Below are 26,032 nucleotides of genomic sequence, written 5' to 3' on the forward strand. Positions count from 1 at the left end.
AGGCAGCTATGCCGAATAAATCCTGGTACAGCATGACCGCTGCCGCCAATACCAGTGAAGCTGATATCTATCTGTATGACTCTATCGGCGGCTGGGGCATGACCGCCAAAGATTTTGCCAGAGACCTCAAAGCGCTCGGTGATATCAGCAAGATAAATCTACACATCAACTGCCCCGGCGGAGATGTGTTCGACGGTACCGCGATCTACAACCTGCTTAAAGACCATAACGCCGAAGTGGAAACCTGGATTGAAGGCATCGCAGCCAGTATGGGCAGCGTGATCGCCCTCGCCGGGGATACGGTCCATATCGCCGAGAATGCCTATTACATGGTGCACAACCCCAGTGCCGGTGTTCGCGGTGACGAGCGCGCCCTGGAAAAAACCAAGAGCCTGCTGGCCAAAGTCAAAGCCACCATGAAAAGCCTGTATTCCTCCCGCTCCGGAATGTCGGATGAGGACATCAGCCAAGTGATGGATGACGAGACTTGGTATACCGGCACCGAAGCGGTAGAGGCAGGCTTCGCCACCGACACCACCGCAGCCATCGAGATGGCAGCCAGCTTCAGTGCTGATCACTTAAATCAATTTAAAAACACCCCTCAAGCCATTAATGCATTGGTCATGCAGGGGCCCACTGAATTTAGATTCCCGTCTGCGGTTGCAGGCAATCCAACCCAAACCCAAACCAAGGAAGCGCAAGCCATGCCTAAAACCACCTCCACCACGCCAGCTGCAACCGCTGCGCCCGAGGTTACCCCAGAAATGAAAGCCCAGATTGCTGCCGATGCCAAAGCGCAATTTGCCGCCGATGAGAAAAAGCGCAAAGACGATATCACGGCCGTATTCAAAGGCTTCGAAGCGCACAGTGTTGTGATGCAAGAATGTCTCAATGATATGGACTGCAGCGCCGAAAAAGCCAAAGACAAACTGCTTGAAGCCCTCGGCAGCCAAACCCCAACCCCCGTGCAAAGCTACAGCGTGGTGGTACAGGAAGGTGAAGGCATTAAGCGCATGAAAGCCGATGCAGAAAATGCGATTGCTGTACGTGCCCTCGGTGAAAAGCGCACAGAGGGCAATGAACTCAGCGGCTACACCATGATGGAGATTGCCCGCATCCTGATGCAGGCCCACGGTCAAAGCTTGTCCGGACTCGACAGAATGGGTGTGGTCGCTGCAGCGTTTACCCATAGCTCGGGTGACTTCGCAACGGTACTCGGCAATATCGCCAATAAATCCATGCTGAAAGGCTATGAAGAAGCACAGGAAATCTTCCCGCGCTTTACCAGTGTCGGCAACCTCAGTGACTTTAAACTAACAACCCGCACAGACCTGGGCAGCTTCCCCTCACTGCGCCAAGTCGCACCCGGGGCAGAATTTAAATATGTGAGTATCGGCGAACGGGCCGAGACTGCCGCTCTGGCCACATACGGGGAACTCTTCTCTATTAACCGCCAGGCGATTATTAATGACGACCTGGGGGCCTTTACCCGAATCCCACAAAAGATGGGCCTCGCCGCCGTGCGCACCGTAGGGGACTTGGTATTCAGCATCCTGCTCAACAATCCCAAAATGGCAGATGGAAAAGCCCTGTTCCATGCGGATCGCAAAAACTTAGCCAGCACTGCATCTATCAATACCGCCAGCATCGATGCCGCGCGGGTATTGATGGGTAATCAAAAGGATGGCAGCGCAGTGCTCAATATCCGGCCCAAGTTCCTGCTCTGTGATATTGCCGACGAGGGCAGCGCAAAGGTTGCCCTGGAATCCGAATTCGAGGTGGGCGAATCCACCAAAAACAACACCACACCGAACAGCGTGCGCAATATTGCCGAAGTGCTCTCTGATGCGCGCCTCAGTGGCCACAAAGGTTGGTACCTTAATGCCGACCCGGTAGTGCACGACACCATTGAAGTGCTCTATCTGGATGGCCAGCAGGCCCCGGTGTTAGAAGAGCAAAATGGCTGGAGCGTGGATGGGGTGGAATTCAAAGTCCGCCTGGATGCCGCTGCGAAAGCCTGGGATGCAAAAGGCATGGTGAAAACACCCAAAACCTAATCCCAATCCCAACTGAAACTAAACCGGAAAGGGCCGAATCGCGCGGCCTTTTTTATTTCTACCGCTTTACCCACTGAGAGAAAGATTATGGCTACGAATTTTGTACAAGACGGGCGCATGCTGGATTTCACCAACAACACCAGCGCAGCGATTACTTCCGGCCAGGTGGTAATCGCAGGTGCGGTCCTGGGTGTGGCGATGGATGATATCGCCGTGGGCGCATCCGGCGTGATTGCCATTGATGGCGTATTCACCGTGCCCAAGGTATCCGCCGCAGAGATCAATCAGGGCGAAACCCTCACCTGGGTGGTTGCCTCCAGCTCATTCGATAGTAATGCAGCAACCGCAGCCACTGGCGATATCACCGGCTCCACCGCCTTCGCCGCAGAGGCCGCCGGGAATGGCGTTACCAGTTTTGCTGTGAAGTTTACCGGCGTACCGGGCACCGTGAAGGCATAAGTGACTCATGGACCTGGACCAGAGAGCCGCAGAACGCGCGTTCCGCAAATGGGGCAAGGCCGCTACCTATACCGATGGTAGCGGCGCTGAGCCTATTGATTGCAAGGTGATCTTTGAGCAGGAGATCGACGAGTTCGCAGAGGAGGAGCGGCTGCGGGTAGCGCGTATTGAGTTGAGCCTTCTGGTGAGTGAGGTGGGGGCTTATAACCCTGATGCGGTGATTGTGTTGGGTGGTGTCGCCTATACAGTGCGTAAGCGGCTGGCGGATGATGGGGTGGTTTGGCGAGTGCAGGTAGTTGATTTATAAGATACGTTTTGGTGCGACTTTATAAATAAACGCGAAACAGAGATAATGGAAGGGCTGTACTGAAATCGATTTATATTAATTATTCTTTCTGTATATCAGAAAGTATCGACCGTTTTTTTTAGTTTATCTAAGGGGGCGAGACATAAGATTGATATAGGTAAAGAGGTTTCTGAGAGTATTCCGTTATTTTCTTTTGAGTGTGAGTTATGAAATACGTTTTATTTTTTATCTTTTATCTTTCTAATTTTTCATGGTCAGGCATCTGCCGATTGGATATACAATACTAAAATTGTCGATGTTCGCTGGTATACAGATTACGGTTTTATTACCGTTGAAGATGACGATGCCACTCAATGTCCTGGGGCGGAGCGAACAAAGCACAAAAGACTGCTTAAAGGTGATGAAGGTGGTGATGAGAAAATCATTAGCATGGCGCTAGCGGCCATGATGGCAAACAAACAGATAGATTTAAATGTAAAGGGTTGTTTTACGGATGAGTTCGGTAAGGAGTACCCGTTGGTCACTGGTATTGTTGTGAAATCGTAAAACCTAAAGGCGTTGTAGCTCAAACATGTCGATTAAGAATTAATTTAACAAGTAAAGTGGTGGGCACTTTTTATTCAGTGTTTAATCACATGAGGTACGGCGATGATAGTTATAAGCCCTAGAGCCCGAGTGTAACACCGGGCTCTTTTAATTATGGAGCGATCTTCTAAGAAGATGTCCTCTGTATACGCATGAGCGGAAGTGCAGACTTACAGAGGAAAGTGAAATACCGTGTTGGTTAACCCATACTAAAAAAGGCACCCATCAAGCGTTCAAAAATTCATCGTTTAAGAGTATAGTGAGGTCTTGGCTAAAGTCATCAATCATATAATAAAGGGGGTATATATGAAAAATTTACTTTCAATTTCAATTTCAATTTCACTTTTGGCTAGCATTTCAATTTCTGTGAGTGCTGAGACTACTGAATGGCTTGACGCTGATAGTCTTCAGGAGTTCTTTCCGGATGATGGCGGTGTAAATGTGGTTTTGGACACTGTCACATCAAATTATTCGTCATGCAATAATGGGCGTAGATTCTATCTACCAATGACCCATCCAAATTATGAAGTTACATCTTCAACGCTTCTAACTTCATTTGCCAGCGGAAAAAAAGTTAAGCTCGTGATCAATCAAACCTCGGCTTGTGCTCCTGAGATACAGAAGGTTGTTCTCGTTAATTACTAGATTCGTTAATTTGATTGTCATAGTGCTGAAGCCACCCTGCTGCAATGCCCTCTGAGGGTACTAGTATTGCGTGCAAAGACGAGAGTAAATTGATAGTTAGTACATTGTGACTCCGTCCTATAGCCAACACCCAAACCCGCATTAGCGGGTTTTTTTATGCCCGAAATTCCTGGAGCGATCCCCAATAACCCAGCGCATAACAATCCGCGATGCCGCGCTAAACAAACTAAAAACCCTAACCGGCTACAACTTCTCCTCAGCGGGAAGCACTGAAGGTATCGAGCGGGAAAAGCCGCCGGCTATCCTTGTGGGGTTTGCTACAGAACAAAAAGAACAAGAATTCTCAGGTACTACCCGCCGTCTGGATCTTGTTATGGCGGTGGCGGTGCAATCCGGCGGGATATCTATGAACTGCTGGGTAAGGCTATCTGGGAAAATCGTACCAGATGAGTGCCCGAGAGTTCAACGCCATCCTACAGCAGATGGGGCTCCAGAAGCATGTGGAATACAAACCGCGCAAGAAACGCTGGGAGCTAACCCCCAAAGGTGAGGAGTTTGGCCGCTACTGCGATACCGGCAAGAATCACTCCGGCGGCGCCCCAGTGCAGCAGCTCAAATGGCGTAAGGCAGTATTGGAAGATGCCGAACAGCTCCGCGACAAGTTGCCTGGGGGCTCCTTCCTCAAAGTAGTTTAAGTTTCACGGCGGCCATGAGTGTGAATACAATACCGCAAGGAAATAGCGCTCGCCCACTTTTCATTCTCCTTTGGGTGTTCAATGGCTGCCGCCTTTTTAAAGGCTTTCTATGGTGATATAAAGGGGTCTCTATTGAATAGACTATTAGAGATTAAGGGATTTAAGCACATGGATAGAAAAACAATTAGTGCAGTAGCTTGGGCAATTTCATCATGTATATTTTTATGGCTTTTTAGTTTGGTTCAAGCTGAAGGACTGTCAAGCCCTCCCGGTAGTGATGAGTTATTTAAATCATTTTGTTTATTTTCTTTTATGTTGCTTGGAGGTGGTGCTTGCTATCACTTTCTCACAGAAATTATTTTTAGTCCTTACACTTCAGAAAACGCGCATTTGTGGGTGCGGCTGTCTAAATATATGGTGTCTCTGATGTTGGTTTTAATTAGCATGCCTTCGTTAATGTTAGTGTTCAGAGAGAATCTACATTTATCTACAGCATGGATACTATCATTCTTTTACTTGCTGACTGGTTATGGAGTCTCGGCTTGGTTGGGCACAAGAATTAAGCCCATTTTTATCGAAATACGTTCTATGGGTTCATTGCAGACGGTCGATAATATGGCAGGCTGATAGATAATCATTAAAAAACACAACAATTACCTAAACCCGCACTAGCGGGTTTTTTTATGCCCAAAATTCCTGGAGCAATCCCAATGACCCAGCGCATCACCATCCGCGATGCCGTATTAAGCAAACTAAAAACCCTATCCGGCTATAACTTCCCCTCAGCCGGTACCACCGAAGGCATCGAGCGGGAAAAGCTGCCGGCCATTCTCGTCGGCTTTGCCACGGAACAAACACAGCAAGAGTTCTCTGGCACCACCCGCCAGCTGGATCTTGTGGTAGCGGTGGTGGTGCACAGCCGGGGGGATATTTATGAATTACTGGATCAAGCTACTGAGGATGTTGAGAGTGTCCTGCAGGATCGAACTCTGGGCGGTGCCTGTGAAATCTTTGCGCTTTCACAAACCGATTTCGCCCTGGATCAAGACCACCCCTTGGGCGAAGTGCGCCTGACCTACAGCGCCCAATATTCCACTGAGTGACGCATCCCTGCGTCGGTATTTTATTTCCACTAAAGCAACTGGAGAATCCCTATGTCCCAATTGGCTCAGGGCACCAATATCTATTTTATCGACCCGGCTGGTGATGCTGATACTGTGCAGAAGATCACCGGGGTTACCTCATTTAATCCCGGCGGCAGTCCCGCCGACCAGCTGGATGACACTTCCCTGGAGGATCTGGATAAAAAGTTTAAGCGCGGCCTGCGTACACCGGGGCAGGCATCGGTAGGGCTCAAAATAAACTCGCAGAACGCGGTGCATAAGCGCCTGCATGAACTGTCCCAGGATGACACGGTGGATAGCATCAAGTGGGCGGTGGGTTGGAGTGATGGCACTGAAGCACCCACCGTAACCACCGGCGAGTGGTCACTGCCCACCACGCGCACTTGGTTCACCTTTGAAGGCTATGTCGCTGACTTCCCCTTTGATTTCCAGCTGAACACCTTGGTCAGTGGTGAAATGTCGATCCAGCGCAGCGGCGGTTCTGCCTGGACGCCCAAAAATATAACGTAAGGGGTAACCCATGGAATTATCGATTGAATCCCTGCAGCAGCAGGGCAGCTTTTCCGGTGCGCCGGTTAAGCGTTCCATTACCTGGAAGCAGGGCAATGAGGAGTTCACGGCGACAGTTTATATTCGCCGCCTCTCTTACTACAGCGCCGTCAATGATGTGGCGGCGTTGCGCGGTGAGGGCGATGTGATTGCCGGGCGGATTGCCGCCTGTGTTGTCGATGCCGAGGGCAAGCCGATATTTACCGCGAAGGATATTACCGGCGAGGCAGATCCAGATCGCGGCCCGCTCAACGCGGATTTAACCCAGGCGCTGCTAATGGAAATCGGTGCGGTCAATAATCTGGGAAAGGCGAAAAGCTCAGCGAGCTAGAGGAACTCTGGCACGAGCTGGTGCTAAACGGCATTGGCGGTTGCACCATCGAAGAGGCCCAGCGGCGGCTGAGCTATCAAGAAGTACAAAGCTGGGCGAAATATCGTGAGCTGCGCGGCTCCCTGCATCCGGGAATGCGCACTGAAAGATCCACGGCACTACTCGCCACCCTCTACGCCAATACCCATCGCGGTAAAGGCGCCCCCGCAAAAATCACAGACTTTATGCCTCATGAGAAGGAGCCGGAAATCTCGCTGGAACAAGCGATGAAGACCTGGCACTAAGGGGCGGTGGATCGCTATGTCTAATAAAAACCTGGGCACACTAAGCGTTGACTTAATTGCTAAAACCGGGGGCTTTGAAAAGGGCCTTGGCAAAGCTGAACAAAGCACTGAAAAGTGGCAGAAAACAGTAAAGAGTAGTGTCTCTGCGGTAAATAAGGCATTTGCTGCGGGCACCGTTGCCGCTGCCGGCGCACTAGCGGTAATGACCTCGCGGGTGATTGAGCAATCTGCTGAGATTGAAAACCTGTCTGCGGTGGCCAACACCAGCACCCTGGAATTCCAGCGCATGTCCTACGCTGCGCAGCGCTACGGCGTTGAGCAGGATAAGGTTGCGGATATTCTCAAGGATACCTCGGATAAGGTCGGTGACTTCCTGCAGACCGGCGCCGGGCCGATGGCGGACTTCTTTGAAAATATCGCCCCGCAAGTGGGAGTCACTGCCGAAGAGTTTCGCAATTTGTCGGGCCGTGATGCGCTGGGGCTTTATGTTAGCAGCCTGGAAAAAGCCAATTTATCCCAGAGCGAAATGACCTTCTATATGGAGGCCATCGCCAGTGATGCCACTCTGCTGTTACCGCTATTGCGAAACAACGGCAAGGAGCTTGGCCGGCTGGGGGATGAGGCCGAAGATGTGGGCGCGGTGCTGTCGGACCTGGATCTGCAGCAGCTGGGTGAGGTGCGCGAAGATCTGGATAAACTGAAGGGCGCGCTTGACGGGTTCGAAAAAGAAGTTGTGAAAGGCGCACTGCCGGCGATCAAGGATTTCACAGAGTTAATTGCAGACCCCAAAACCAGAGATGCCTTCGCATCACTAACCACGGCAATTATTAAAGTGGGATCTGCTGCGGCTTCTGCGGTGGTGGAGCTGGTGGAGTTCACCCAGGAAGTCGGTAAATCCGTGGCCCGTATGACGCACGGCGAACCGGAAGTTATGAAGCTGGAGCGTTCGCTGAAACAGCTGAGCGCAACGATTGATAGCGGCGTGATCGGTGATGGCAAACTGCTCACGGGTATTCGCCTGGCTACCGGGGAATATATTCATCAGGGTACTTCTGTCGATGACCTGCGGGAAAAGCTGGCCGCGTTGCAGAAGCAGCGGGATGATTTCTATGGGTTTAGCACACCAGCGAAAACTAAAACCCAAACAGAGGTCACCATTGAGGGCGAACAACTCGGCGAAGATTCCCTCAACGCGCTCACAGAAGCCGGAAATGAATTATTAAAACTACAGGCAGCCATCGGCGACCCCTGGGAAACCTTCTCGGATGTATTGGGGGATATCGAAGGCGAACTGGAAAAAGAGGCGGAACAACGCGAGCGCATGCTGCGCGCACAGCAGGCTTTTAATTCACTGGTTTCAGACCTGCAAACCGATGAAGAGCGCAATCTGGATTTATTGCGCGAGCGCCTGGATATTCTCGAAGCGGTAAAAGATATCACCGATGAACAGCGCCAGCAGACCCTGGGCCGTATCGCCGACGCCGCCACAGAAGACTCCCCCGCACTCGGCGGCCTGGATAGTGGCTCCGATATCGAATCCGCGCGCACCGAGTTGGAAGACTGGTATTCCACCCAGCTCGATATGCTGGAGCAATTCCGCAGCGAACGCGTCGACCTCAATGCCACCTGGGATGAGGAGGAGCTGGCCATTCGCCAACAGTACGAAGAAAAGCTCACCGAAATTACCCAGGCCAATGAAGACCTGCGCCGACAGCAGCAGCTGGAGGGCTACAACTTGTTGATGTCGGTGGCCTCGGAATATTACTCCGGTATGGAGGGCGAAGAGGCGGCCTATATGCGCGCAGCGCTCGCCATCGGTCAAACCCTGTTGGATGAGAAAAAACGCAACGCACTAACCAGTATTATTGCCAACACCAATGATGCGGCCATGGGCGCCTACAACGCGATGGCCTCTATTCCCTATGTGGGCCCGGTGCTGGGTGCAGCAGCGGCCGGTGCCGTGTATGTCACCGGTGGCCTGGCTGCAGCAAAGCTCACCGGTATGGCTCATGACGGCCTTGATGCGGTACCTGAAACCGGCACCTGGCTGCTGGAAAAAGGCGAGCGGGTCACCACCTCAGAAACCAGTGCAAAACTGGATCGCACCCTGGCCATGATTCAAGCGGATATGCACGGCGGTGGCCGTGGTGGTAGCTCGGGTGGAGCTGCACCCTTCACCCAGAATATTAGCGTTTCCGGCAAGTTGGATAATCGCACTACAAAACAATTAGCTCGCGAGAGTACACGCCAGCAACGTATTAACCGCAGGAGGCTCGGCTCTTAATGTTTAATGAAAGTCGATTGCTGGAGCGCGTGGCCTATGGTTCGGAATATGGCCACCGCTACAAAACGGATATTCGCGAATTGCGCAACGGGGTAGAGCGCCGCAATGCGGAGTGGGAGCGCCCACTGGGGCAGTACTCGGTGATCTTCAAAAACCTGGATTATGAAGATCACCAAATTGTTGTTGCCGCGCACCACGCCTGTGCTGGGGCTCTGGTGGGGTTTCGCTTTAAGGACGCCAGTGATTTTTTTGCAGGCGGTGAGGTGATTGGTTACGGCAGCGGCAGTACAGAAACTTACCAGCTAATAAAAAGCTATGTGTTTGGCTCGCTGTCTTATCAGCGTGAAATTTATAAACCCGTGAGTGGCACGGTAAAAATTTTTGTCGATGGCCAAGAGGTGGCGTTTGCTATCGATTACACCACCGGCCAAGTGGAGCTCAGCGCGACTGCCGGTGCAGAAATTACCTGGCAAGGTGAGTTCGATGTACCGGTTCGCTTTGAGGATGATGTCAGCTTCAGTATTGAAAATCGCCATAGGGGCCAGCCGGTGTGTAGTGGGAGTGTCGAGCTGCTGGAGATTCGCCTGTGAGATACATTCCTAGCGCACTCCAAGCCCACTACGACAGCGGCGTCACTACCACTTGCCGCCTATTAAAAATCACCCTCACTGATGGCCGCGTGTTTGGTGCCACCACGTTAGACCGCAATGTCGAATACAACGGGATTACCTATTACGCCCAGAACGGCTTTGACCCCAGCGTAATTGCCAGTGACACGTCGTTTGATGTGGACAATGCCGAGGGCTATTCCCTGTACTCCACCGACGTGCCCGGCATTACCGTCGAGATGGCTGAGCGCGGTGAGCTGGATAATGCTGAGTGGGTGATGTACGAGGTCAATTACCGCGACTTATCCATGGGCGCTATTGAGCTGGACGGCGGTGATATTGGCGAAGTAAAGACGGTTCGCAATACGGTATTTATTCCCGAACTGCTGAGTTACATGATGCGGCTGCGCCAGTCTGTCGGCCATGTGGATTCCGTCACCTGCCGGGCTATTTTCGGTACCGATGCGAATTCGCAAACCGGCTGTGGTGTGAATGCGGATGCGCTGTGGCAATCGGCCACGGTCACCGCCGTTAACAGCGATGAGCCCAAAGTCACCTATCTGGTGGATGATATTGCCTCACTGTCTACGACGGCCAACCGCTGGCGGGTGCGCTGGAAAACTGGCGATAACGTCTCCTCGCGCTTGTATCAGATTGAGGCCGTGGATACCGCTACCGGCCAGATAACCCAGATAGAGCCCCTGCCGTTTGCCGTGCAACCCGGTGATGAATTGGAAATTCGCGAAGACTGCGACAAACAGTTTTCCACCTGTAAATACCACGGCAACGAGCTGGATTTTAAAGGCGAGAATCTAATCCCTATCGGCCAAGCCTCCGATACGCCCGGCGCTGGAGTGCCTGGCGATACTGCCTGGCCGGGTATCAACGACGGGCCGGTGCCGGTATAGATCCTATGAATCCACAAAGACAAGCGACACTGGCCCACGCGCGGGGCCTGGTGGCTAAGGGTGTGCGCTGGCGCCATCGGGGCCGCACCGAATGGGCGATCGATTGCGTGGGCATGATAGTGCTCAGCCTGCGCGCCGCCGGTGTCGATATCGAAGATGAAAAGCACTACGGCCGCGAACCCTGGAAAGACGGCCTGCGGCAAAAAATGCAGCGGCGTTTTGGTAATCCCATAGCGGAACCCCTATGGCAACCGGGGGATATTGCAGTATTTAAATCGCCGCAAAAAACCGACCCGAGTCACGTAGGTTTTTTAGGGGATTATCCCCACGGTGGATTTACCCTAATCCATGCCCACGCCGACCAAGATTGCCGCGAGCATATTTTAGATAAACGCTGGCGCCGCCTATTGGTGGAGGTGTATTCCCCATGGGTAACTTAATTTTTGGTACCACGACGATTGAAGGCCGCACCTTTGACGATATCAAAGTGCAGACCTCCAAGGCCGGCGTACCGCGCCCGATTATTTTCGGCAAGGTGCTGCCGGTCATCGGCAATATTATTGCTACCACCGCGCCCAAGATTGTTAAGAAAAAAGAAAAGCAAAAATCCGGCAAGGGCGGCGGCTCAACAGAAGTTGTCAACGAGGAGGTTTACCGCACCTACGCGATAAGAATTGGCGAGGGGCCTATCACCGGTATCTCTCGCGTCTGGCGCAACAACGAATTGGTATACGACCGCGATAGCATCGACAGCACGCAAGCTACCAACAACCTGGCCTTTTTGCGCATTGCCGAATTCTTTCTTGGCGACTGGGATCAGATGCCCAGCGCAGTAATGCAAGCCGCCTTTGGGGTTAGCGAAGTACACGCCTATCGCGGCACCTGTTACATGGTGATCGACAACGAAAACCTTACTAGTACCGGCGGGGCGATTCCGCAGTATGCGTTTGAGGTGGAGCGGGCTGAGGGGGTGGCGCTCACCTCCAAGCCTTACGCACTGGAATTTGCCGATTCCCTTGAAGCGAACTTTGTAGAAGCTCGAGGCGCGCCCGAAGCTCTGGCGCGCGATAGCGTGAGCGCGGGGTTCGCGGGTGTCTCGGGTGAGCTGCGTTCGATCAAGGCCAGCTACGAAAACTGGAGCCCGGAAAAACTGGAATCCACTTTTGTTGGAGTCGCGGGGGAGTTGCGTTCGCTATTAACGAGTTACGACCTCTACAGCCCGGAATCCGTTTCCTCGCAGTTTGTCAGCGTGGCGGGTGATTTACAAAAGGCCCTGATTAGTTATGACCAAAGTATCCCGGATAATTTGTCTGCGACGTTTGTCGGCGTTACTGGAGATTTAACCTAATGAAATCTAATAACCGCGTGCGCGGTTTCTACAAAATAGAAACCTTTAAAGCCACACAGTCAGAGGCGGGGCTTCGCGAAATTCCCGGTAGCCGCGTGTGTCACGCCGAGTTTGAAAATCTGATTACGGATCTGGGGTTGGATCAGCTGGGCACCAAGTCGCCCCACAACTGCACATCCAACTGCTATGTGGGCAGCGGATCGACAACCCCCACGGTGAACGATACCGATATGTCCGCTTATAAAGCCATTCACAACACCTTGCAATCCAGCGCGCGCAGCGCCCAGGCCAGCACCGACCCCTGGTACCTGTCGCTGCAAAAAGTGTATCGCTTTGATCAGGGCGACGCCGCCGGCAATTTATCCGAGGTGGGTGTGGGCTGGGCTAACACGTCGAGCGGCAATTTGTTTTCGCGGGCACTGATTCAAGATGCCGACGGCAATCCCAGCAGCATCACCGTACTCTCTGATGAGTACCTGGACGTGACTTACGAGCTGCGTATTTACCCCGAACTGGACGACGTGACCGGGGTTGTCACTATTGGCGGTGTGGACTACGACTATATTGCCCGCCCCTGCCGCGTATCCACTGCGGGCTCTAGCGCTTGGGATTTTGACCGCTCCGGTAACAGCGGGGTTTATGCCTATGCTTATGCCGGTGATATTGGCGATGTGACCGGTTTACCAACCGGCACCAGCGTTAGCGGTAGCACTGCGGATGGCGGCTACTCCGCAGGGAGTTTTCAGGCTTCGGGGCAGTACTCCTGGGGGTTAAATCAAGCCAACTTTGGTGGGGTGCGTTCAATTGCCGCCAATACCGGTTGGGCGCGCTGGCAAGTGCAATTTGCGGCGGTGTCCGATGGCAGCGCCATACCTAAAGATTCTGAAACCGTTCTCACCATTACGCTCTCCCACTCCTGGGCGCGGGGCTGACATGCTGCCGGAGAATGAGTTGTCACAGGAAAGCGTGCCCGCGCCTTTTATGGGCGGTGCCGCCTTGCCGGTGCGCAATGTTACCGACTATGAATCCGGCGGCATTGCCCTGCAAGATCCCAGCGAGGGGCTGAATTATCAGGTCTGGCGCGCGCGGGTATTGAATAACGGCTGCGACATTGTGCTGAATGCCCATGAGGTGGCCGAGTTCACGCTAATCAGCGGCATGGATATTACTGAGGTATCGCTGTCCTTCGACCAGAATATGCGCCCTGTGGTTGCTTATGTGGAGGGCGGCACAGCCAAGCTCTACTGGTACGACTCCTCGCAGGGTGCACAGGTGATTACCGACTGGCCCGGCGTTATCACTCCGCGCGTCACCCTGGATGATAAGCGGCAATTACAGTCCGGTGTCAGTGATGTGATTTTTGCTTATCTCAAAGACGGCAACCTTTACTGCCGGCAACAGCGCGACCGCTACCAAACCGAATACCTATTACACGAAAACGTGAATAGCGATGGCCTGATTAAAATCGGTATGCACAAACAGTACCGCCTGCAATTCCTATTAAAGTCTTAATCCTATGTCCGCCCAATATCCTCTATACGCCATCGTCGCCGAGCTGTGCGAGCGCGCCGGCTTGCCCCCTGGAAAATTTAATACCACGCGACTTGAAGGTTATGTGCAGGGAATGCAGGTCACGAATGAATCCCCGGTATACGAACATATCCAAGAACTGGCCCAGCTGTTTTTTTTCGATCCGGTCAATCGCGGGGGTGAAATAGATTTTGTTCCGCGCGGCGGTGAACCGGTAATGGAAATCGACAAGAACGATTTAATCGGCGATAGCGACGACGAGAAAACCCGACGCTCCCCCGAGGATATTGTGCAGGTATTAAACCTGAACTATTACGATTCTGTCGGCGGTATTGATACCTGCAAGCAAACCTCAGACCGCAGTATCGACACTCGCGGTGAAGGGGAAAAAAGTATCGAAACCCCCGTGGTACTGGAAACCGATCAGGCCGCGCAGATCGCTGTGATCATGCATAAAGTAATGATCGAAGAGCAGCGCGGTGAGTTTGATATTACTTTACCTCGCAACTACCTGGGGCTCACCGCTGGTGATGTGGTGCTGTATCAGGGCGATCGCTGCCGCATCGACGAAGTGAATATTGATCGGGGCGAGCAAAAATACAAACTGATCCACGACCGCAAAAGTGCCTACCAAAGTCAGGCCCTAGGCGTGGCCCCCATGGCCACACCGGACCCAGTGCCGTTAGTGGCCGGCGCGACCCATATCGAATTTATCGACGCGCCGATACTGTCCAGCGGCGACGATACCCAGCTGGGCTATTACATCGCTATCGCTGGCAGCAACAGCGCCTGGAGCGGTGCCACTGTCGCGCTGTCTTTAGATGGTGGAGAAAACTATACCGAGTCCGATATCACCGACGTGGAAGCGGTAATGGGCGAGCTGGTGACTGCACTCGGCACCCACAAGCGCGAGATCCCCGACACCCACAACCGTGTGCAAATCCAACTCTACGACGATGGCGACGCGCTCGAATATCGCACCCTGGCGCAGCTTCTCAACCGCCAGAACCGGGCACTGATCGGTAATGAAATAGTGAGCTTTGGCGAAGCCGACGAGATCAGCCCCGGCGTGTGGGAAATTGGCTACCTGCTGCGCGGCCGCCTGGGAACCGAAATCACCCAGCACTCAGCGGGTACCCGCTTTGTCTTACTGGATCGCAACACGCTCAACTATATCCCCACAGAGCGCTACAACTTAAACCAGACACTCACCTTCCGCGCCACCAGTAGCGGCAGCGGCGAGGAGACCATCACCGCTGCCACCTACACCGGCGCCAGCCATATTGAGCCAGCACCCACTAGCCTGCGCGCCTACCGCAGCGGCGGCCAGCTCACCATTGAATGGGTAGGGGTAGGGTACTTAGGTGGCCGCGCCGCCTACGATCAAAGCCAGTTCTTTACCGGCTACCGGGTAACGATCAACGGCCAAAGCACCGACACCACTACCACCACACTAACAATCATCGACCCAGGCACCGCCACGATTCAAGTGAGCCAAATCAACAGCATCACCGGCCCCGGCCCGGCTGCAGAAATCACGGCATAAACAGGATAAAAGGACCATGAGCAACACACCCAACAACGCCATACCCTACGCAGCTGAAGGCACACTGGACCCAGCCGCCAGCCTAAACCAAGCCCTGGATACCATCGACGCGTTGCTGCAGATCGAAGTGCTGGGGATCCAAAATGATCCCCCCGGCTCCCCCAGCGATGGCGACCGCTACATAGTTGCCAGCGGCACCGGAGACTGGGCAAGCCAAGACGGCCAACTGGCCCGCTATGTGGCGGACCCCGGCTACTGGCGATTCTTCCCCGCCAAGGTCGCACTGAATCAAGCGGACGGTCTGTTATATATCAACGGCAACAGTGGCTGGCAGGTAGCCAACCGCCCGGCGACTTTGCCGCAGATTACTGGGGATACATCGACGGATTTAGCCGGGGTGGTGGGGCAGATGCTGGGGGCTTTGGATGGGGTGTTTTGGGATAATCAGGTGAGTTAATTGCGCCGCAACTTCAATCTTAGATATGAGGCGAAAGCCTCGTTATTTTTATCACAGGAAAAAGGTGTTAACTTTCTGGCTTTTAAGGGTTTCCTAAAAGATATATAGCGTCGAAAATGTCGGGATATAATACAGTTGCAATATCTTCGCCTGTGTACATTGGTGCCAACTGTCAATAACCTAATGCTCCTCAAAGGCTTTCTTAGCTTGTGGTCGAGGGAGTTTGTGGGTGTAGTGGTGGGTGATATATTGCAGCTGCTTTTGAAAGTTCTGTTAGTTGCAAGGAGTAATATGGAAGTTCCAATTGAAATCGTTACTGGAGTTGTTGCTGGTATACTATCAGCATTACTTATATTTGCGGCTAAAGAATTATGGTCCAATTCAATTGCTCCATGGTATTCGTCTTTGAAATATCAAGGCGCAGATATTTCAGGAAGCTGGTATGCAAAAATCAATGAAACATCAAAAAATGATAAAGAATCAGATAATGCTAGTGCTGATGAGTCTGATTCAGAAGGCTCTGATAATGAAAGCTTTAATGCTGGCGTTAGTACTTTTTCGATGATTCTTGAGCAGCAAGCACATTCAGTAACTGGTTCATTACAGTTTACATTTGATGGTGAAGTTAAGAAGTTTAATATTGATTATGATCTCTCGGGTGAGTATTGGGAGGGCTATCTCTCTTTATATTGCAAGTCTAAAGACAAAAAATCATTTAGTCAGGCTTCAATGTTTATGAAGTTGGTTGGAAATGGTAAAGGACTATTTGGCACATTTTCATTTAGAAATGCAGTGAGCGATCAGGTTCATTCAGTATGGATTGGTCTAGATCGTAACTAGCAAACCGTTAAAGTGGGCCCTTAGTCCAATTAGAGCCTAAATGGAAATAAAAAGATCAAAAATATATATTTCCGATTAATATAAAAAAGGCTAAGTATTCAAATGCCCGATGCAAAGTATTCAAATTCTCGTCCAAGTATTCCTGCAGGTCTCAGGCGCTCAGTTGAAGTCGAGTCTGGGCATCGCTGTGCCATAAAAGGCTGCAATGAGCATACTTATTTGGAAATTCATCATATTGATGAGAATAGAGAGAATAATGTTCTGGCAAACCTTATCTTATTATGTGATAAGCATCATAAGATGGCTCACGCTAAAGTTATTGATAGGAAGGCTTTAAGAGAATATAAGAAGTTACTGAATGATTCTTATAACTCTCAAATAGATGAAAGGTTTGATAGGCTTGAGAAGTTACTTCAGCAGCAAGGAAGTTTAGAGGAAGGAAATCTTAGCTCTAGGATCAGTGATAGTGATTTTCCGGATGATAAGCTAAGGAAGGAATCTCCTAAAAGAGCGGATATCATGTCCTTTGTTTTAACGCATGTTGCTGTGAGACATTTCGAAAAAGAAGTAGAAACTCCTTTCGAGCATCAAGTGATCTTCACTCGTGGTTGTAACACGTTGAGGTTAGATGCCCTCAAGCAGGATGATCGTTTAGATCAAGATTTTATTATCGAAGTACAGTATCTACGTAAATCTTATAATGATGCTTCAATCTACGGCAGGTGGCTAGAAAACAAAGTTGAGCTCTATGAATTGTTCACTGGAAGAAAGGCCAAAGGAATTCTTTTGGTGATTGTAGGCCGGGATCGAATGAAAGAAGATGGTGGCCTTCCTCTGACTAGGAAAGGCGTGAGCGAATGTAATGGGAAAGTTGAATTAGAGGTTTTCTCCTGCGCTGATATTGGATTTCATCCTGGCCCAGTTTCTTTGGCAATGTTTCAATCATACATAAAAGATAAGAGTGCCGTTGATAAAAAAAATAGCAGCAACTTTAAACCTTCAACGGATGCTGAATTTCTGGCGATGTTTATGAAATATACAGAAAATGATTAACAATCAGCAATCGATTGTCAAAAGCAGCCCTCAAGTTTTTACTCAATTGCGTGCGACTTTAGTTAGCGACCGTGCTGATCGTTATCGCACCCCCTCCAGAGCTGATAGCTGCTCTCAACTACCCGGTGAATATGCTTGCGAAAACTTTCTGGTAGTTGCGAATAGAGCCGCGCAATAAAAGGAGGAAAAGGAATCTGCGTAAAGTGGTGCAAGTTCTCCACTCCATAAACCTCCGCCAAAGTAACCCCCACCGCCTCACACCAAGCCGGCAGTAGGTCTGCCGGTATTCTTTGTACGCCCGTTTCCATTTTCGAAATTTGAGATGACACAAGCCCCAGCTGCCTTGCCAGCTGTGCAACCGTCATCCTCTCCCGTTTCCGTGCGTTGCGCAGGCGATCGCCTAGTGATCCGGCCTCAAACATCGAGCCGCGTTATACACCCTCATAAAATCAAAGTATTTCGAAAATCGAAACTTAGCTGCATTCTACCGTGCTAAATCAGAAAGCTTTCAGCACAACTGTTCATGAAATGTGAATTTGGTAGTAGCGTTTGGCGACTTGTCGTCATAAGGCAGTGCAGACAACTGGCGTTAGGTGACACAAGGCAGAGATAGGACTAGCAGTTACAAGGAGTTGAGCATCCCTATGAGAGCGCAAATGGAGCAATTGCAGCGGGTCGCAAGTCTGTGTGTGGCCCTGGAGTGGGTAGCAGCCTACCCAGATTTAGCGGGAAGGGATGCCGTATTAAGGCTAATAGGTGAGGAAGTGAGCACCACTATCCAAGGGGTGATTTATGCGGTAAAAGTCGGTGGAGTACAGAGTGGAACTACTACAAGCCCGCTTAAGCCAGTTGTTCGTGACGGGTAGCGAGTGCAATTGCTATCAGGGCTGAAAGATTGCAGGCGATATAAAAAGTGAGTTGCTTGGCCGTGGCAGGCTAGGGTGGGTAGGTTGGCTATAAAGAGATAGCCAACCTCAGTGCCCTAGGGGATAGGGCAGATCACGGCCTCAGGGCCTGCTTTGATATCAGTCTCTACTTGCATGATGAATCTCCCGACAATTAAAAAAATGGCGTATGACGATACCCAAACTTGAAAGCGGAGACAATTTTTTGGCGGATTTTTTAATAGTGAATCGTACTAAGTAAGGGTGTGGGAACTCGGAATTGAAGAGTTTGAAAGCGCCTGTGGAACTTCATGGCCACACGGACGACTTGTCTTTAATGGGGGTTCGCCAATACACTGTATATAGATACAGTATATTGTTAGAGCACATGAAACTATCCCCTCTCTACGGCAGTGGCGTCAGCTGCGGCTTTCCCTCGCCAGCGGATGACCACAAAGAAGCGGCGCTCAGCCTGGATCAACATCTGATTACCAGCCCGGCTGCCACCTTCCTGGCCCGCGCCAACGGTGATTCCATGCGGGATCTCGGCATTTTTGACCGGGATTTGCTGGTAGTTGATCGATCCTTAACCCCGGTTCACGGTGATGTAGTGGTGGTTGCCCTGGATGGGCAGCTAACCTGCAAAGTGCTTGATCGGCAAAAAGGGCAGCTACTGTCCGCGAATGATAAATACGCACCGATCCCCATTTGGGAAGGGCAGGAGTTGATTGTCGAGGGAGTGGTCAAGGCTTCCGTTCGGTACCATCGGCCCTGCTAATGCTGGTACTGGTGGATTGCAACAGCTGCTATGCCAGCTGTGAACAGATATTTCGGCCCGACCTGCGCGGGCGCCCGGTAGTGGTACTGTCCAATAACGATGGCTTTGTGGTGGCGCGCTCTAAGGAGGCGAAGCTACTAGGCATTGGCGACCTGGAGCCCTTCTTTAAAGTTGAGCACCTGCTGCGCCTTCATCGCGTGGCGATCTTCTCCAGTAATTATCCCCTGTATGGTGATATCTCCCACCGGGTAATGACCACCCTGCGCGAGTTCAGTCCCAACGTGGAGGTTTACAGCATTGATGAAATGTTTATGGATCTCCACGGGCTGCAAGAGGATTGGCTGGATTATGGCCGTACAATCCGCAACACCCTCTGGAGAGATATTCGCATGCCTGTCGGTGTGGGCATTGCGCCCAGTAAAACCCTGGCCAAGCTTGCCAATCGAGCGGCCAAGAAAATCCCTAAGTGCGATGGCGTCTGCGCGCTGGATACGCCAGCCAAGTGGCAGTGGATGCAGCGCCGCACCGCCGTCAGTGATGTTTGGGGCATAGGTCGGCGCCTCACCAAGCGCCTGGCCGATTTCGGTATACAAACTGCCTATGACCTGGCGCAGGCCAACCCAAAGATTTTGCGCCGCCGTCTCAATATCAATATTGAGCGAACCATTGAGGAGTTAAACGGAGTTGCCTGTCTCGGTCTGGAGGAAGTGCCCCCGGCAAAGAAGCAGATTTACTGCACTCGCTCCTTCGGTGAAAAGCTCACCGACCTAGCGCCGATACTACAGGCCGCCACTCTCTACGCCAGCAGGGCAGCAGAGAAACTGCGTGCGCAGAAATCCCTGGTAAAGTCGATACACTTATTCCTGCACACCTCACCCCATGAGCCCAACTACTACAGCCGCAGCACCGTAGTGCAAACCCCATACCCCACGGACGACTCCCGAATTATTGTCCAGCAGGTGAGAAGGGCTATTGCTGACTTGTACCGCCCCGGCTGCCGTTTTATGAAAGCTGGCGTTGGGCTTGTTGAGATTATCCCGCGCGCGCTGGGGCAGGGTGATCTATTTACCCCAGGGCAATCGGTCAGGGCAGGGGAGACCATGCAAGCGCTGGACCGGATCAATAAAAAGTTTGGCCGGGGAACATTGTTTCTAGGGGCCGAAGGAATTCAGAAAAAGTGGAAGATGCGGCAGGCATTTACATCGCCTGCCTATACCACTCGGTGGGGGGATTTGCCGAGGGTGGTGACTTGAAGCGATTGTGGAAATTTAACTTTTAGGAAATAACGCCTAAATCAGGTGAGGATTATGGCCCACCTGATTTAAAGGTATAACTATTAATATTTAATTGCTGGCTTCTTAAAGGGGCAAGCTTTTCCAGCCTGATGATGCGCAAACATATAGCAGTGATTCAGACTGATGCATAGTCATACGCCCAACTTGGGAAGAACTATTACAATCAGAATCAGGAGGAGTTCCTACGGAAGTATCTAATTGAATATATCCTGGTGAATCGTCGTTCTCGATTGGATTTTTGACAGAGAGATTACCTGCATGTGTAATCCTCACCACTTCATGGAATTCGCCTCCGATGTTTTTGTCGTCAAAATTATCCTCCATTGAGGCTTCCCATGTTCCCATTTGAAGGTATTCACCATCTTTCCACGCGATATCTCCTTCATCAGGCCCTGCACCTTCGATATAGAGTCCAGGCTCATTTACGGGATTTATAATATTGAAGCGACCCTTAAAATAGTTTTTGTAATCGTCAAGTAAATTTTTAGAGCCTACACCAACTCGCCCCTGTTTGTTTATCGACATCCTTGCTATGCCATCCGTAAAAAAACCAATCCAGCCACCATGCTGGCTATCCTGGTTACCGTAGAAGTGAGCACCGGCTCCATTGTTATTTGGGTTAACACCGTCAGAGACGGCTCTCAGTGCAAGCTCTTCCCTATAGGGTAGGCATTCATTCAATTCAGTATCTTTGCACTCCTTATCCAGATTTACATTATGGTCCTCGGGTCGAATAAAACCTGAATAATGGAATATAGTTGAATGGCTATTGTCGCCAATTAATTTCAGTCTAGTTTTAGTGTTGCCGGGCACAAATTCACTGTGGCCGGATTCCTTTATATCGTTCTCGGATTCCTTAACATTTTCAGTGTCAATCTCTAGCCAGTTAATATAGCTTCCGGAAGTGTCTATCCAATTGCCAATTTGCAATGTGTCATCATTCAGGACTGCAATATCGCCTTCAGTAGAGCTGGCGCCAGATAATAGAATTGCAGGATTAGTTGCCCCTGAATCCTTTATATGCAAAGTAGCTTGAGGGCTCGTAACTCCAATCCCAATATCTTCATAAAAAGTTTCCGCACGTGCAATACCGGAAGAGGCAAGGCCAACTAAAAGAGTAATGTGCATTTTATTCATTCAATGTCTCTTATTTCCTGTTTAATGGCAAAGGATCCAATTTTACCAGTCATTTACAATCTGTTTTCATCAAGATTATTGGTCATGACTTCTAGGCTGAATGATCTACAAGAGTGGTAAGCCTTGCCCACCACTTTGTATAGGCTTCCGTTTGTTCCTTCAGATAGTCATAGTGGTCATAGACCTGCCACTGTCCTGGCAATTTATGCCCCAGCATAATCTCGGCAATATGCGGCTCAGTCAGTTCGGAAAAGTTTGTCCTTGCCGTCTTGCGCAGGTCGTGTACCGACCAGTGTTTCATCTCGTAGTCTCTGTGCCGGCGCAGCCACTGCATCAGGTTGTAAGGCAGTGCCAGCGGCGCACCCTGGCCCATAGGTTTATCGCTGCCGCTATTGTTGAACAGGTGTTTGCCTTCGCCGCTCAGCAAAAAAGCCTCTTTCAGCAGGGGCTCAACCTCTGGAATGATGGGGCGCAGTAGGGGCTTCTTTGTCGACTTGCCCATCTTGTGGTTAGCGGACGGCACTGTCCAGATACGCTTCTTGAAATCGAAGTGCTCCTTCTCGCTTATGCGCAGCTCGCCATTGCGGCAGCCGTAGAACAGGCATAGCTTGAGAAAGATTTTATTTTTCGCCGCCATGCGCGAGTTGTCCACGGCCAGCCACATCATGCCGATTTCATCCGGGCTTAGAGAGCGGGTGCCGATGCTTTTCTTTATATGTAGATCTTCTGTTGCATTGATATTGGCGATTGGGTTGCTAGTAATGAGCCTGCGTCGCACGCCCCACTTCAGCATTTGCTTGGCATTGGTCAGGATTCGATCGGCAATACCGGGGGTGGCCTGTGCCCGCTTTTCCAGCAGTGCCAACCATTCGTGAAGTGTGACTTCTTCAGCGGGTAGATGGCCAACGGCAGGGAATACGTACAACTGGAAAGAGCGCAGGATTTCGTGGTGCCCTTTCTTGTTTACCTTGCAGTAGGAGTGATACCACTGTAAGAACAATTCCTCTAAAGAATCGGCATTGAGAATCGCCTGCTTTTCAAGCTGCTTTACCACCCTGGGGTCATAGCCCTGCTCGAGCTTACCCTTCAGGCGAAGCCCCTCACTCCTGGCATTCCTCAGTGTCATTAATGGATAGGAACCGAGATCAACTCGGGCCGGCTTACCGTCGTAGCGGTAGCGAAGTTGGAAAGTGATTTTCCCCTGGGGCGTAACGCGCACACTAAGGCCATCCCGATCAGCCTTTTCAATCCGCTTTTCCCTTTGCTTACCTGCGTTGGCTTTAAGCCAAGTATCCGACAACGCCATGACAACCTCCTTGTGTACATATCTCTTAAGGCTAACAAAAAGGCGATTTGTGTACACGTCTATGTACACATTTATTTCGGCTGGGGTTGGTTTTAGATGGCTTAAGCTGTCGCGGGTCTAATGCTTGTAAGGTAGTGTTTTGTACGGGGTTAACTGGTTTTTTGTCGTAGGTTGTCAGGCTGTGACTAGGGGGGATTTATAGGGGTGGGAAATAATGGCGAAGGTGCGGCGGCCGGCAAAGCCTGCCAGGGAAGAACTTTGACCCATACTTTAAGATTCGATCACTGGATATTCGAAAAAAATAGGGGCGTATTATACACGCAGGCGTTGCTCCGAGGGTGGGGTATACTGCGAAATTAGACTTGTCAGTTTACCAGCTCGGCGAATGGGGTCATGTCAATGGGCTGAGTTGCCAGCGGGACTGGCACACCTGGACAATTTGCTCAAATCCATTTGGATTAACGCTGTACTCTGCTGTGGCCAACAGTCATCGAGGGGCTTTTAGCGGTGCAGTGGCAAACTCAGTTATTGAAGGGGAGAGGTTATGAGCCGAGAGCGTTTACAGGCATTGCGGGAAGAGTTGCAGCGGCAGAGTGTCGATGCTTTCTTGATACCCCGGGCTGATGAGTACCAAAATGAAAGTGTGCCTGCGGCAGATGAGCGACTGCCCTGGCTGACTGGTTTCACTGGTTCCGCAGGAATGGCTGCGGTAGGCAGTCGAGAAGCGGCATTATTTGTTGATGGTCGCTATACCTTGCAGGCGCAGCAACAACTTGGTGATCAACCCATTGAGTTAATGAGCTTCAGTCAAGTCGCGATCATTGAGTGGCTGTGTAGTCAGCTGGATGCCGGTCAGTCTCTGGGGTATGACCCGCGACTGCACACGGAGCCGGGATTGGCCTTGATCAAGAAGCGATTGGCCGAAAGGGATATCCAACTACAGCCGATGGAACAGAGCCCGATTGATGCCATCTGGAATGACCGCCCCGCATCTCCCTGTGGGCCTGCACGCCCACACCCCTTCATCTTTACTGGTGAGCATTCCAAAGAGAAACGGCAGAGGATTGCCCGACGTCTCGCAGAAAAACGAGCCGATGCTTTATGGCTACCAAATCCTGAAAGCTGTGCTTGGCTTTTTAATATCCGTGGAGAGGATATTCCGCACTTACCAGTGGCCTTGGCCAATGCAGTCCTTTATCGGGATGGCAGTGCAACTCTTTATTTGGGGGAGGACGCTGTAGGGGATGCGTTGATCGAGCACTTGGATAAAGATGTAAGTCTAGTCGTGGCCAAAGGGGAATTATTTGAAAATATTAAGCGCCGCCACGTCAATAAAATATGGATAGATCCCCTGATTAGCAACAGTTGGACTTTACAGCAATTGCGGGCACTGGATATTGAACTAATGCTGGAAGGTGACCCGGTCACAGAAGCCAAGGCCTGTAAGAATGCGATTGAACTGGCAGGCAGCCAGGCTGCACACGAAAGGGATGGTGCTGCGGTGTGTGAATTCCTGGCGGAAATACCTGAACAGGTTGCCACAGGCCATTTTGACGAATTGTCCGCAGTAAAGCTTTTACGAAGTAAAAGGGAGGCTCGCGAAGGCTTTCAGGGCAACAGTTTTGAGACAATTTCCGGCTATGGTCCGAATGGGGCCATTGTGCACTATCGGGTGAGCCCTGAATCCAGTTTGGCTATAAAGCCAGAAGGGGTATATCTGTGCGATTCTGGAGGCCAATATCCAGATGGCACCACTGATATTACCCGAACTGTTGCTCTGGGTGAGTTCCCGCCTTCGGCAAAAGAAAATTTTACCCGGGTTTTAAAGGGACATATTGCAATTGCGACTTTGCGATTCCCCAGGGGGACTTGTGGAGAGCAAATTGATGCGCTTGCACGCCGTTCGCTGTGGGAGGTAGGGCTGGATTATGCCCATGGTACCGGTCACGGTGTTGGTAGTTTCTTAAGTGTTCACGAGGGGCCACAGCGGATAGGTAAGGCTGTAACAGGTGTTGCTCTTCAGCCGGGGATGATCGTTTCCAACGAACCGGGGTTTTATCTCACTGGGCAGTACGGCATCCGTATTGAAAATTTGGTGTTTGTGAAAAAGAGCGAAAATTATCCAGATTTTCTAGAATTTGAAGAACTTACGTTAGCTCCGATCGATCGTAATTTGATTGACGTGGCACTACTCACTGAGACTGAACGGGAATGGCTGAATCGCTACCACCAGAGGGTGCGAGATGTGATTACCCCGCTGGTTACTGAAAAAACTGCTGAATGGTTAAAATTGGCTACTGAAGCTTTGTAGTGTGAATCTGGGGGCTGCGTGCCCCCAGGCATAATTAATTTATCTCAAACTTATAGCCAGCACCGTAGACAGAGTGAATTAACTCTTTTTCAGGCATAAGCACTGATATTTTCTTGCGCACTTTTTTGATGTGGCTATCAATAGTTCGGTCGCTGATTACGCGGTAGTCGGAATAGATACGGTCCATGATTTGTTCGCGGGAAAAATTCGACCGGGCTCACTGTAAAGTAGGTCAAATAGGTGGAACTCCAGCGCAGTAAGGTTGGCGTCTTTACCTCCGATTCGCAGTTGCCCGGTATTTCTATCTAGTTCGATGCCACCATTTCCGACTTCGCCCTTTTGTGGTCGACGGCGCAGCACCGCTTTCACCCGTGCGACGAGTTCCCTGGGGCTGTAGGGTTTACAAACATAGTCGTCGGCACCGGATTCCAGGCCGCGCAAACGATCGGGTTCCTCAATTTGCGCAGTCATTATAATAATTGGAACGTCGTTGCCTTTTTGGCGAATCTCTTCGCAAATCTCCATCCCATGCCGCCCAGGTAGCATCAGGTCGAGAAGGATCAAATCCGGTTTCATAGTTTCCACTTTGGGGACAACCTGATTACCATCAGAAATGATCTCGGCTTGATAGTCGGCGGCATGAAGATAATCCAGTAGTAGGTGCGCAAGTTCGGTTTCATCTTCGACTATTAATATTTTGGCGCTCATAAC

At 51.0% G+C, this 26,032-nt stretch carries 30 protein-coding genes; 25 read left to right on the forward strand and 5 right to left on the reverse strand.

The genetic code is table 11. The features are described from left to right. Nucleotides 1-8 precede the first annotated feature (8 nt). The 21 genes from QT397_06545 (at nucleotide 9) to QT397_06645 (ending at nucleotide 17,610) form a co-directional block, all read left to right on the forward strand. Nucleotides 9-2,057, forward strand: a complete 2,049-nt coding sequence (locus QT397_06545; GenBank protein WNZ56999.1) for a Clp protease ClpP — start codon at nucleotides 9-11, stop codon at nucleotides 2,055-2,057. 87 nt (nucleotides 2,058-2,144) lie between these two features. Further along, nucleotides 2,145-2,516 (forward strand): DUF2190 family protein, encoded by a 372-nt coding sequence (locus QT397_06550; GenBank protein ID WNZ57000.1) that lies wholly within the window; start codon nucleotides 2,145-2,147, stop codon nucleotides 2,514-2,516. A gap of 7 nt (nucleotides 2,517-2,523) precedes the next feature. Then, nucleotides 2,524-2,823, forward strand: a complete 300-nt coding sequence (locus QT397_06555; protein ID WNZ57001.1) for a hypothetical protein — start codon at nucleotides 2,524-2,526, stop codon at nucleotides 2,821-2,823. Nucleotides 2,824-3,714: 891 nt separating this feature from the next. Next, nucleotides 3,715-4,053, forward strand: a complete 339-nt coding sequence (locus QT397_06560; protein ID WNZ57002.1) for a hypothetical protein — start codon at nucleotides 3,715-3,717, stop codon at nucleotides 4,051-4,053. A gap of 446 nt (nucleotides 4,054-4,499) precedes the next feature. Next, complete coding sequence (locus QT397_06565; GenBank protein ID WNZ57003.1) at nucleotides 4,500-4,748, forward strand: hypothetical protein; 249 nt, start codon at nucleotides 4,500-4,502, stop codon at nucleotides 4,746-4,748. Between the two features lie 81 nt (nucleotides 4,749-4,829). Continuing rightward, nucleotides 4,830-5,375 carry a hypothetical protein gene (locus QT397_06570; GenBank protein ID WNZ57004.1) on the forward strand — a complete coding sequence of 182 codons (546 nt, stop codon included), beginning with the start codon at nucleotides 4,830-4,832 and terminating at the stop codon, nucleotides 5,373-5,375. 83 nt (nucleotides 5,376-5,458) lie between these two features. Further along, a complete protein-coding gene (locus tag QT397_06575; protein ID WNZ57005.1) occupies nucleotides 5,459-5,851 on the forward strand; it encodes a hypothetical protein in 393 nt (130 codons plus the stop codon). Nucleotides 5,852-5,902: 51 nt separating this feature from the next. Beyond that, nucleotides 5,903-6,382: a phage tail tube protein gene (locus tag QT397_06580; GenBank protein ID WNZ57006.1), complete on the forward strand. Its 480-nt coding sequence runs from the start codon at nucleotides 5,903-5,905 to the stop codon at nucleotides 6,380-6,382. A gap of 10 nt (nucleotides 6,383-6,392) precedes the next feature. Beyond that, complete coding sequence (locus tag QT397_06585) at nucleotides 6,393-6,752, forward strand: phage tail assembly chaperone family protein, TAC (protein ID WNZ57007.1); 360 nt, start codon at nucleotides 6,393-6,395, stop codon at nucleotides 6,750-6,752. A 20-nt stretch (nucleotides 6,753-6,772) separates the two neighbouring features. Then, the gene (locus QT397_06590; GenBank protein ID WNZ57008.1) at nucleotides 6,773-7,036 is read left to right on the forward strand and encodes a hypothetical protein; all 264 of its coding nucleotides are present in this window, start codon (nucleotides 6,773-6,775) and stop codon (nucleotides 7,034-7,036) included. Between the two features lie 16 nt (nucleotides 7,037-7,052). Continuing rightward, nucleotides 7,053-9,320: a hypothetical protein gene (locus QT397_06595; protein ID WNZ57009.1), complete on the forward strand. Its 2,268-nt coding sequence runs from the start codon at nucleotides 7,053-7,055 to the stop codon at nucleotides 9,318-9,320. Continuing rightward, a complete protein-coding gene (locus QT397_06600) occupies nucleotides 9,320-9,910 on the forward strand; it encodes a DUF2460 domain-containing protein (GenBank protein ID WNZ57010.1) in 591 nt (196 codons plus the stop codon). The genes QT397_06595 and QT397_06600 overlap by 1 nt, the downstream gene beginning before the upstream one ends. After that, nucleotides 9,907-10,836 carry a DUF2163 domain-containing protein gene (locus QT397_06605; protein WNZ57011.1) on the forward strand — a complete coding sequence of 310 codons (930 nt, stop codon included), beginning with the start codon at nucleotides 9,907-9,909 and terminating at the stop codon, nucleotides 10,834-10,836. The genes QT397_06600 and QT397_06605 overlap by 4 nt, the downstream gene beginning before the upstream one ends. Before the next feature lie 5 nt (nucleotides 10,837-10,841). Continuing rightward, nucleotides 10,842-11,276 (forward strand): NlpC/P60 family protein, encoded by a 435-nt coding sequence (locus QT397_06610; GenBank protein ID WNZ57012.1) that lies wholly within the window; start codon nucleotides 10,842-10,844, stop codon nucleotides 11,274-11,276. Next, nucleotides 11,264-12,184, forward strand: a complete 921-nt coding sequence (locus QT397_06615) for a hypothetical protein (protein WNZ57013.1) — start codon at nucleotides 11,264-11,266, stop codon at nucleotides 12,182-12,184. Before QT397_06610 ends, QT397_06615 begins: the two co-directional genes overlap by 13 nt. Beyond that, nucleotides 12,184-13,116, forward strand: a complete 933-nt coding sequence (locus QT397_06620) for a hypothetical protein (protein ID WNZ57014.1) — start codon at nucleotides 12,184-12,186, stop codon at nucleotides 13,114-13,116. The genes QT397_06615 and QT397_06620 overlap by 1 nt, the downstream gene beginning before the upstream one ends. A gap of 1 nt (nucleotide 13,117) precedes the next feature. Continuing rightward, nucleotides 13,118-13,696, forward strand: coding sequence for a hypothetical protein (locus QT397_06625; protein WNZ57015.1), 579 nt, complete (start codon nucleotides 13,118-13,120; stop codon nucleotides 13,694-13,696). 4 nt (nucleotides 13,697-13,700) lie between these two features. Then, nucleotides 13,701-15,260: a phage tail protein gene (locus QT397_06630; protein ID WNZ57016.1), complete on the forward strand. Its 1,560-nt coding sequence runs from the start codon at nucleotides 13,701-13,703 to the stop codon at nucleotides 15,258-15,260. A 16-nt stretch (nucleotides 15,261-15,276) separates the two neighbouring features. Continuing rightward, nucleotides 15,277-15,717 carry a DUF2793 domain-containing protein gene (locus QT397_06635; protein ID WNZ57017.1) on the forward strand — a complete coding sequence of 147 codons (441 nt, stop codon included), beginning with the start codon at nucleotides 15,277-15,279 and terminating at the stop codon, nucleotides 15,715-15,717. 291 nt (nucleotides 15,718-16,008) lie between these two features. After that, complete coding sequence (locus QT397_06640) at nucleotides 16,009-16,557, forward strand: hypothetical protein (protein WNZ57018.1); 549 nt, start codon at nucleotides 16,009-16,011, stop codon at nucleotides 16,555-16,557. A 102-nt stretch (nucleotides 16,558-16,659) separates the two neighbouring features. After that, nucleotides 16,660-17,610 carry an HNH endonuclease signature motif containing protein gene (locus QT397_06645; protein ID WNZ57019.1) on the forward strand — a complete coding sequence of 317 codons (951 nt, stop codon included), beginning with the start codon at nucleotides 16,660-16,662 and terminating at the stop codon, nucleotides 17,608-17,610. Nucleotides 17,611-17,672: 62 nt separating this feature from the next. Here the strand turns inward: QT397_06645 and QT397_06650 are convergent, their stop codons facing one another. After that, entirely contained in the window at nucleotides 17,673-18,032 is a 360-nt protein-coding gene (locus tag QT397_06650; GenBank protein ID WNZ57020.1) for a helix-turn-helix transcriptional regulator, read from the reverse strand. 222 nt (nucleotides 18,033-18,254) lie between these two features. Between QT397_06650 and QT397_06655 the strand changes: the two genes are divergently transcribed. From QT397_06655 to QT397_06665, 3 genes are all read left to right on the forward strand, one after another. Beyond that, nucleotides 18,255-18,476 (forward strand): hypothetical protein, encoded by a 222-nt coding sequence (locus QT397_06655; protein WNZ57021.1) that lies wholly within the window; start codon nucleotides 18,255-18,257, stop codon nucleotides 18,474-18,476. A 298-nt stretch (nucleotides 18,477-18,774) separates the two neighbouring features. Then, complete coding sequence (gene umuD, locus QT397_06660) at nucleotides 18,775-19,272, forward strand: translesion error-prone DNA polymerase V autoproteolytic subunit (protein WNZ57022.1); 498 nt, start codon at nucleotides 18,775-18,777, stop codon at nucleotides 19,270-19,272. Beyond that, complete coding sequence (locus QT397_06665; protein ID WNZ57023.1) at nucleotides 19,272-20,525, forward strand: Y-family DNA polymerase; 1,254 nt, start codon at nucleotides 19,272-19,274, stop codon at nucleotides 20,523-20,525. The genes umuD and QT397_06665 overlap by 1 nt, the downstream gene beginning before the upstream one ends. Before the next feature lie 105 nt (nucleotides 20,526-20,630). Here QT397_06665 and QT397_06670 read toward each other — a convergent pair whose 3' ends face one another. Both QT397_06670 and QT397_06675 read right to left on the reverse strand, forming a co-directional pair. Further along, complete coding sequence (locus QT397_06670) at nucleotides 20,631-21,704, reverse strand: hypothetical protein (GenBank protein ID WNZ57024.1); 1,074 nt, start codon at nucleotides 21,702-21,704, stop codon at nucleotides 20,631-20,633. A gap of 91 nt (nucleotides 21,705-21,795) precedes the next feature. Further along, complete coding sequence (locus QT397_06675; protein ID WNZ57025.1) at nucleotides 21,796-23,010, reverse strand: site-specific integrase; 1,215 nt, start codon at nucleotides 23,008-23,010, stop codon at nucleotides 21,796-21,798. Between the two features lie 544 nt (nucleotides 23,011-23,554). Here QT397_06675 and QT397_06680 point away from each other — a divergent pair. Beyond that, nucleotides 23,555-25,321 (forward strand): aminopeptidase P family protein, encoded by a 1,767-nt coding sequence (locus QT397_06680; GenBank protein ID WNZ57026.1) that lies wholly within the window; start codon nucleotides 23,555-23,557, stop codon nucleotides 25,319-25,321. A gap of 34 nt (nucleotides 25,322-25,355) precedes the next feature. Here QT397_06680 and QT397_06685 read toward each other — a convergent pair whose 3' ends face one another. Together QT397_06685 and QT397_06690 are read right to left on the reverse strand one after the other, a co-directional pair. Then, nucleotides 25,356-25,508 carry a winged helix-turn-helix domain-containing protein gene (locus tag QT397_06685; protein WNZ57027.1) on the reverse strand — a complete coding sequence of 51 codons (153 nt, stop codon included), beginning with the start codon at nucleotides 25,506-25,508 and terminating at the stop codon, nucleotides 25,356-25,358. After that, a complete protein-coding gene (locus QT397_06690) occupies nucleotides 25,478-26,029 on the reverse strand; it encodes a response regulator (GenBank protein ID WNZ57028.1) in 552 nt (183 codons plus the stop codon). The genes QT397_06685 and QT397_06690 overlap by 31 nt, the downstream gene beginning before the upstream one ends. Between the last annotated feature and the right edge of the window lie 3 nt (nucleotides 26,030-26,032).

The sequence above is a fragment of the Microbulbifer sp. MKSA007 genome (genome assembly GCA_032615215.1).
GTDB lineage: Bacteria > Pseudomonadota > Gammaproteobacteria > Pseudomonadales > Cellvibrionaceae > Microbulbifer.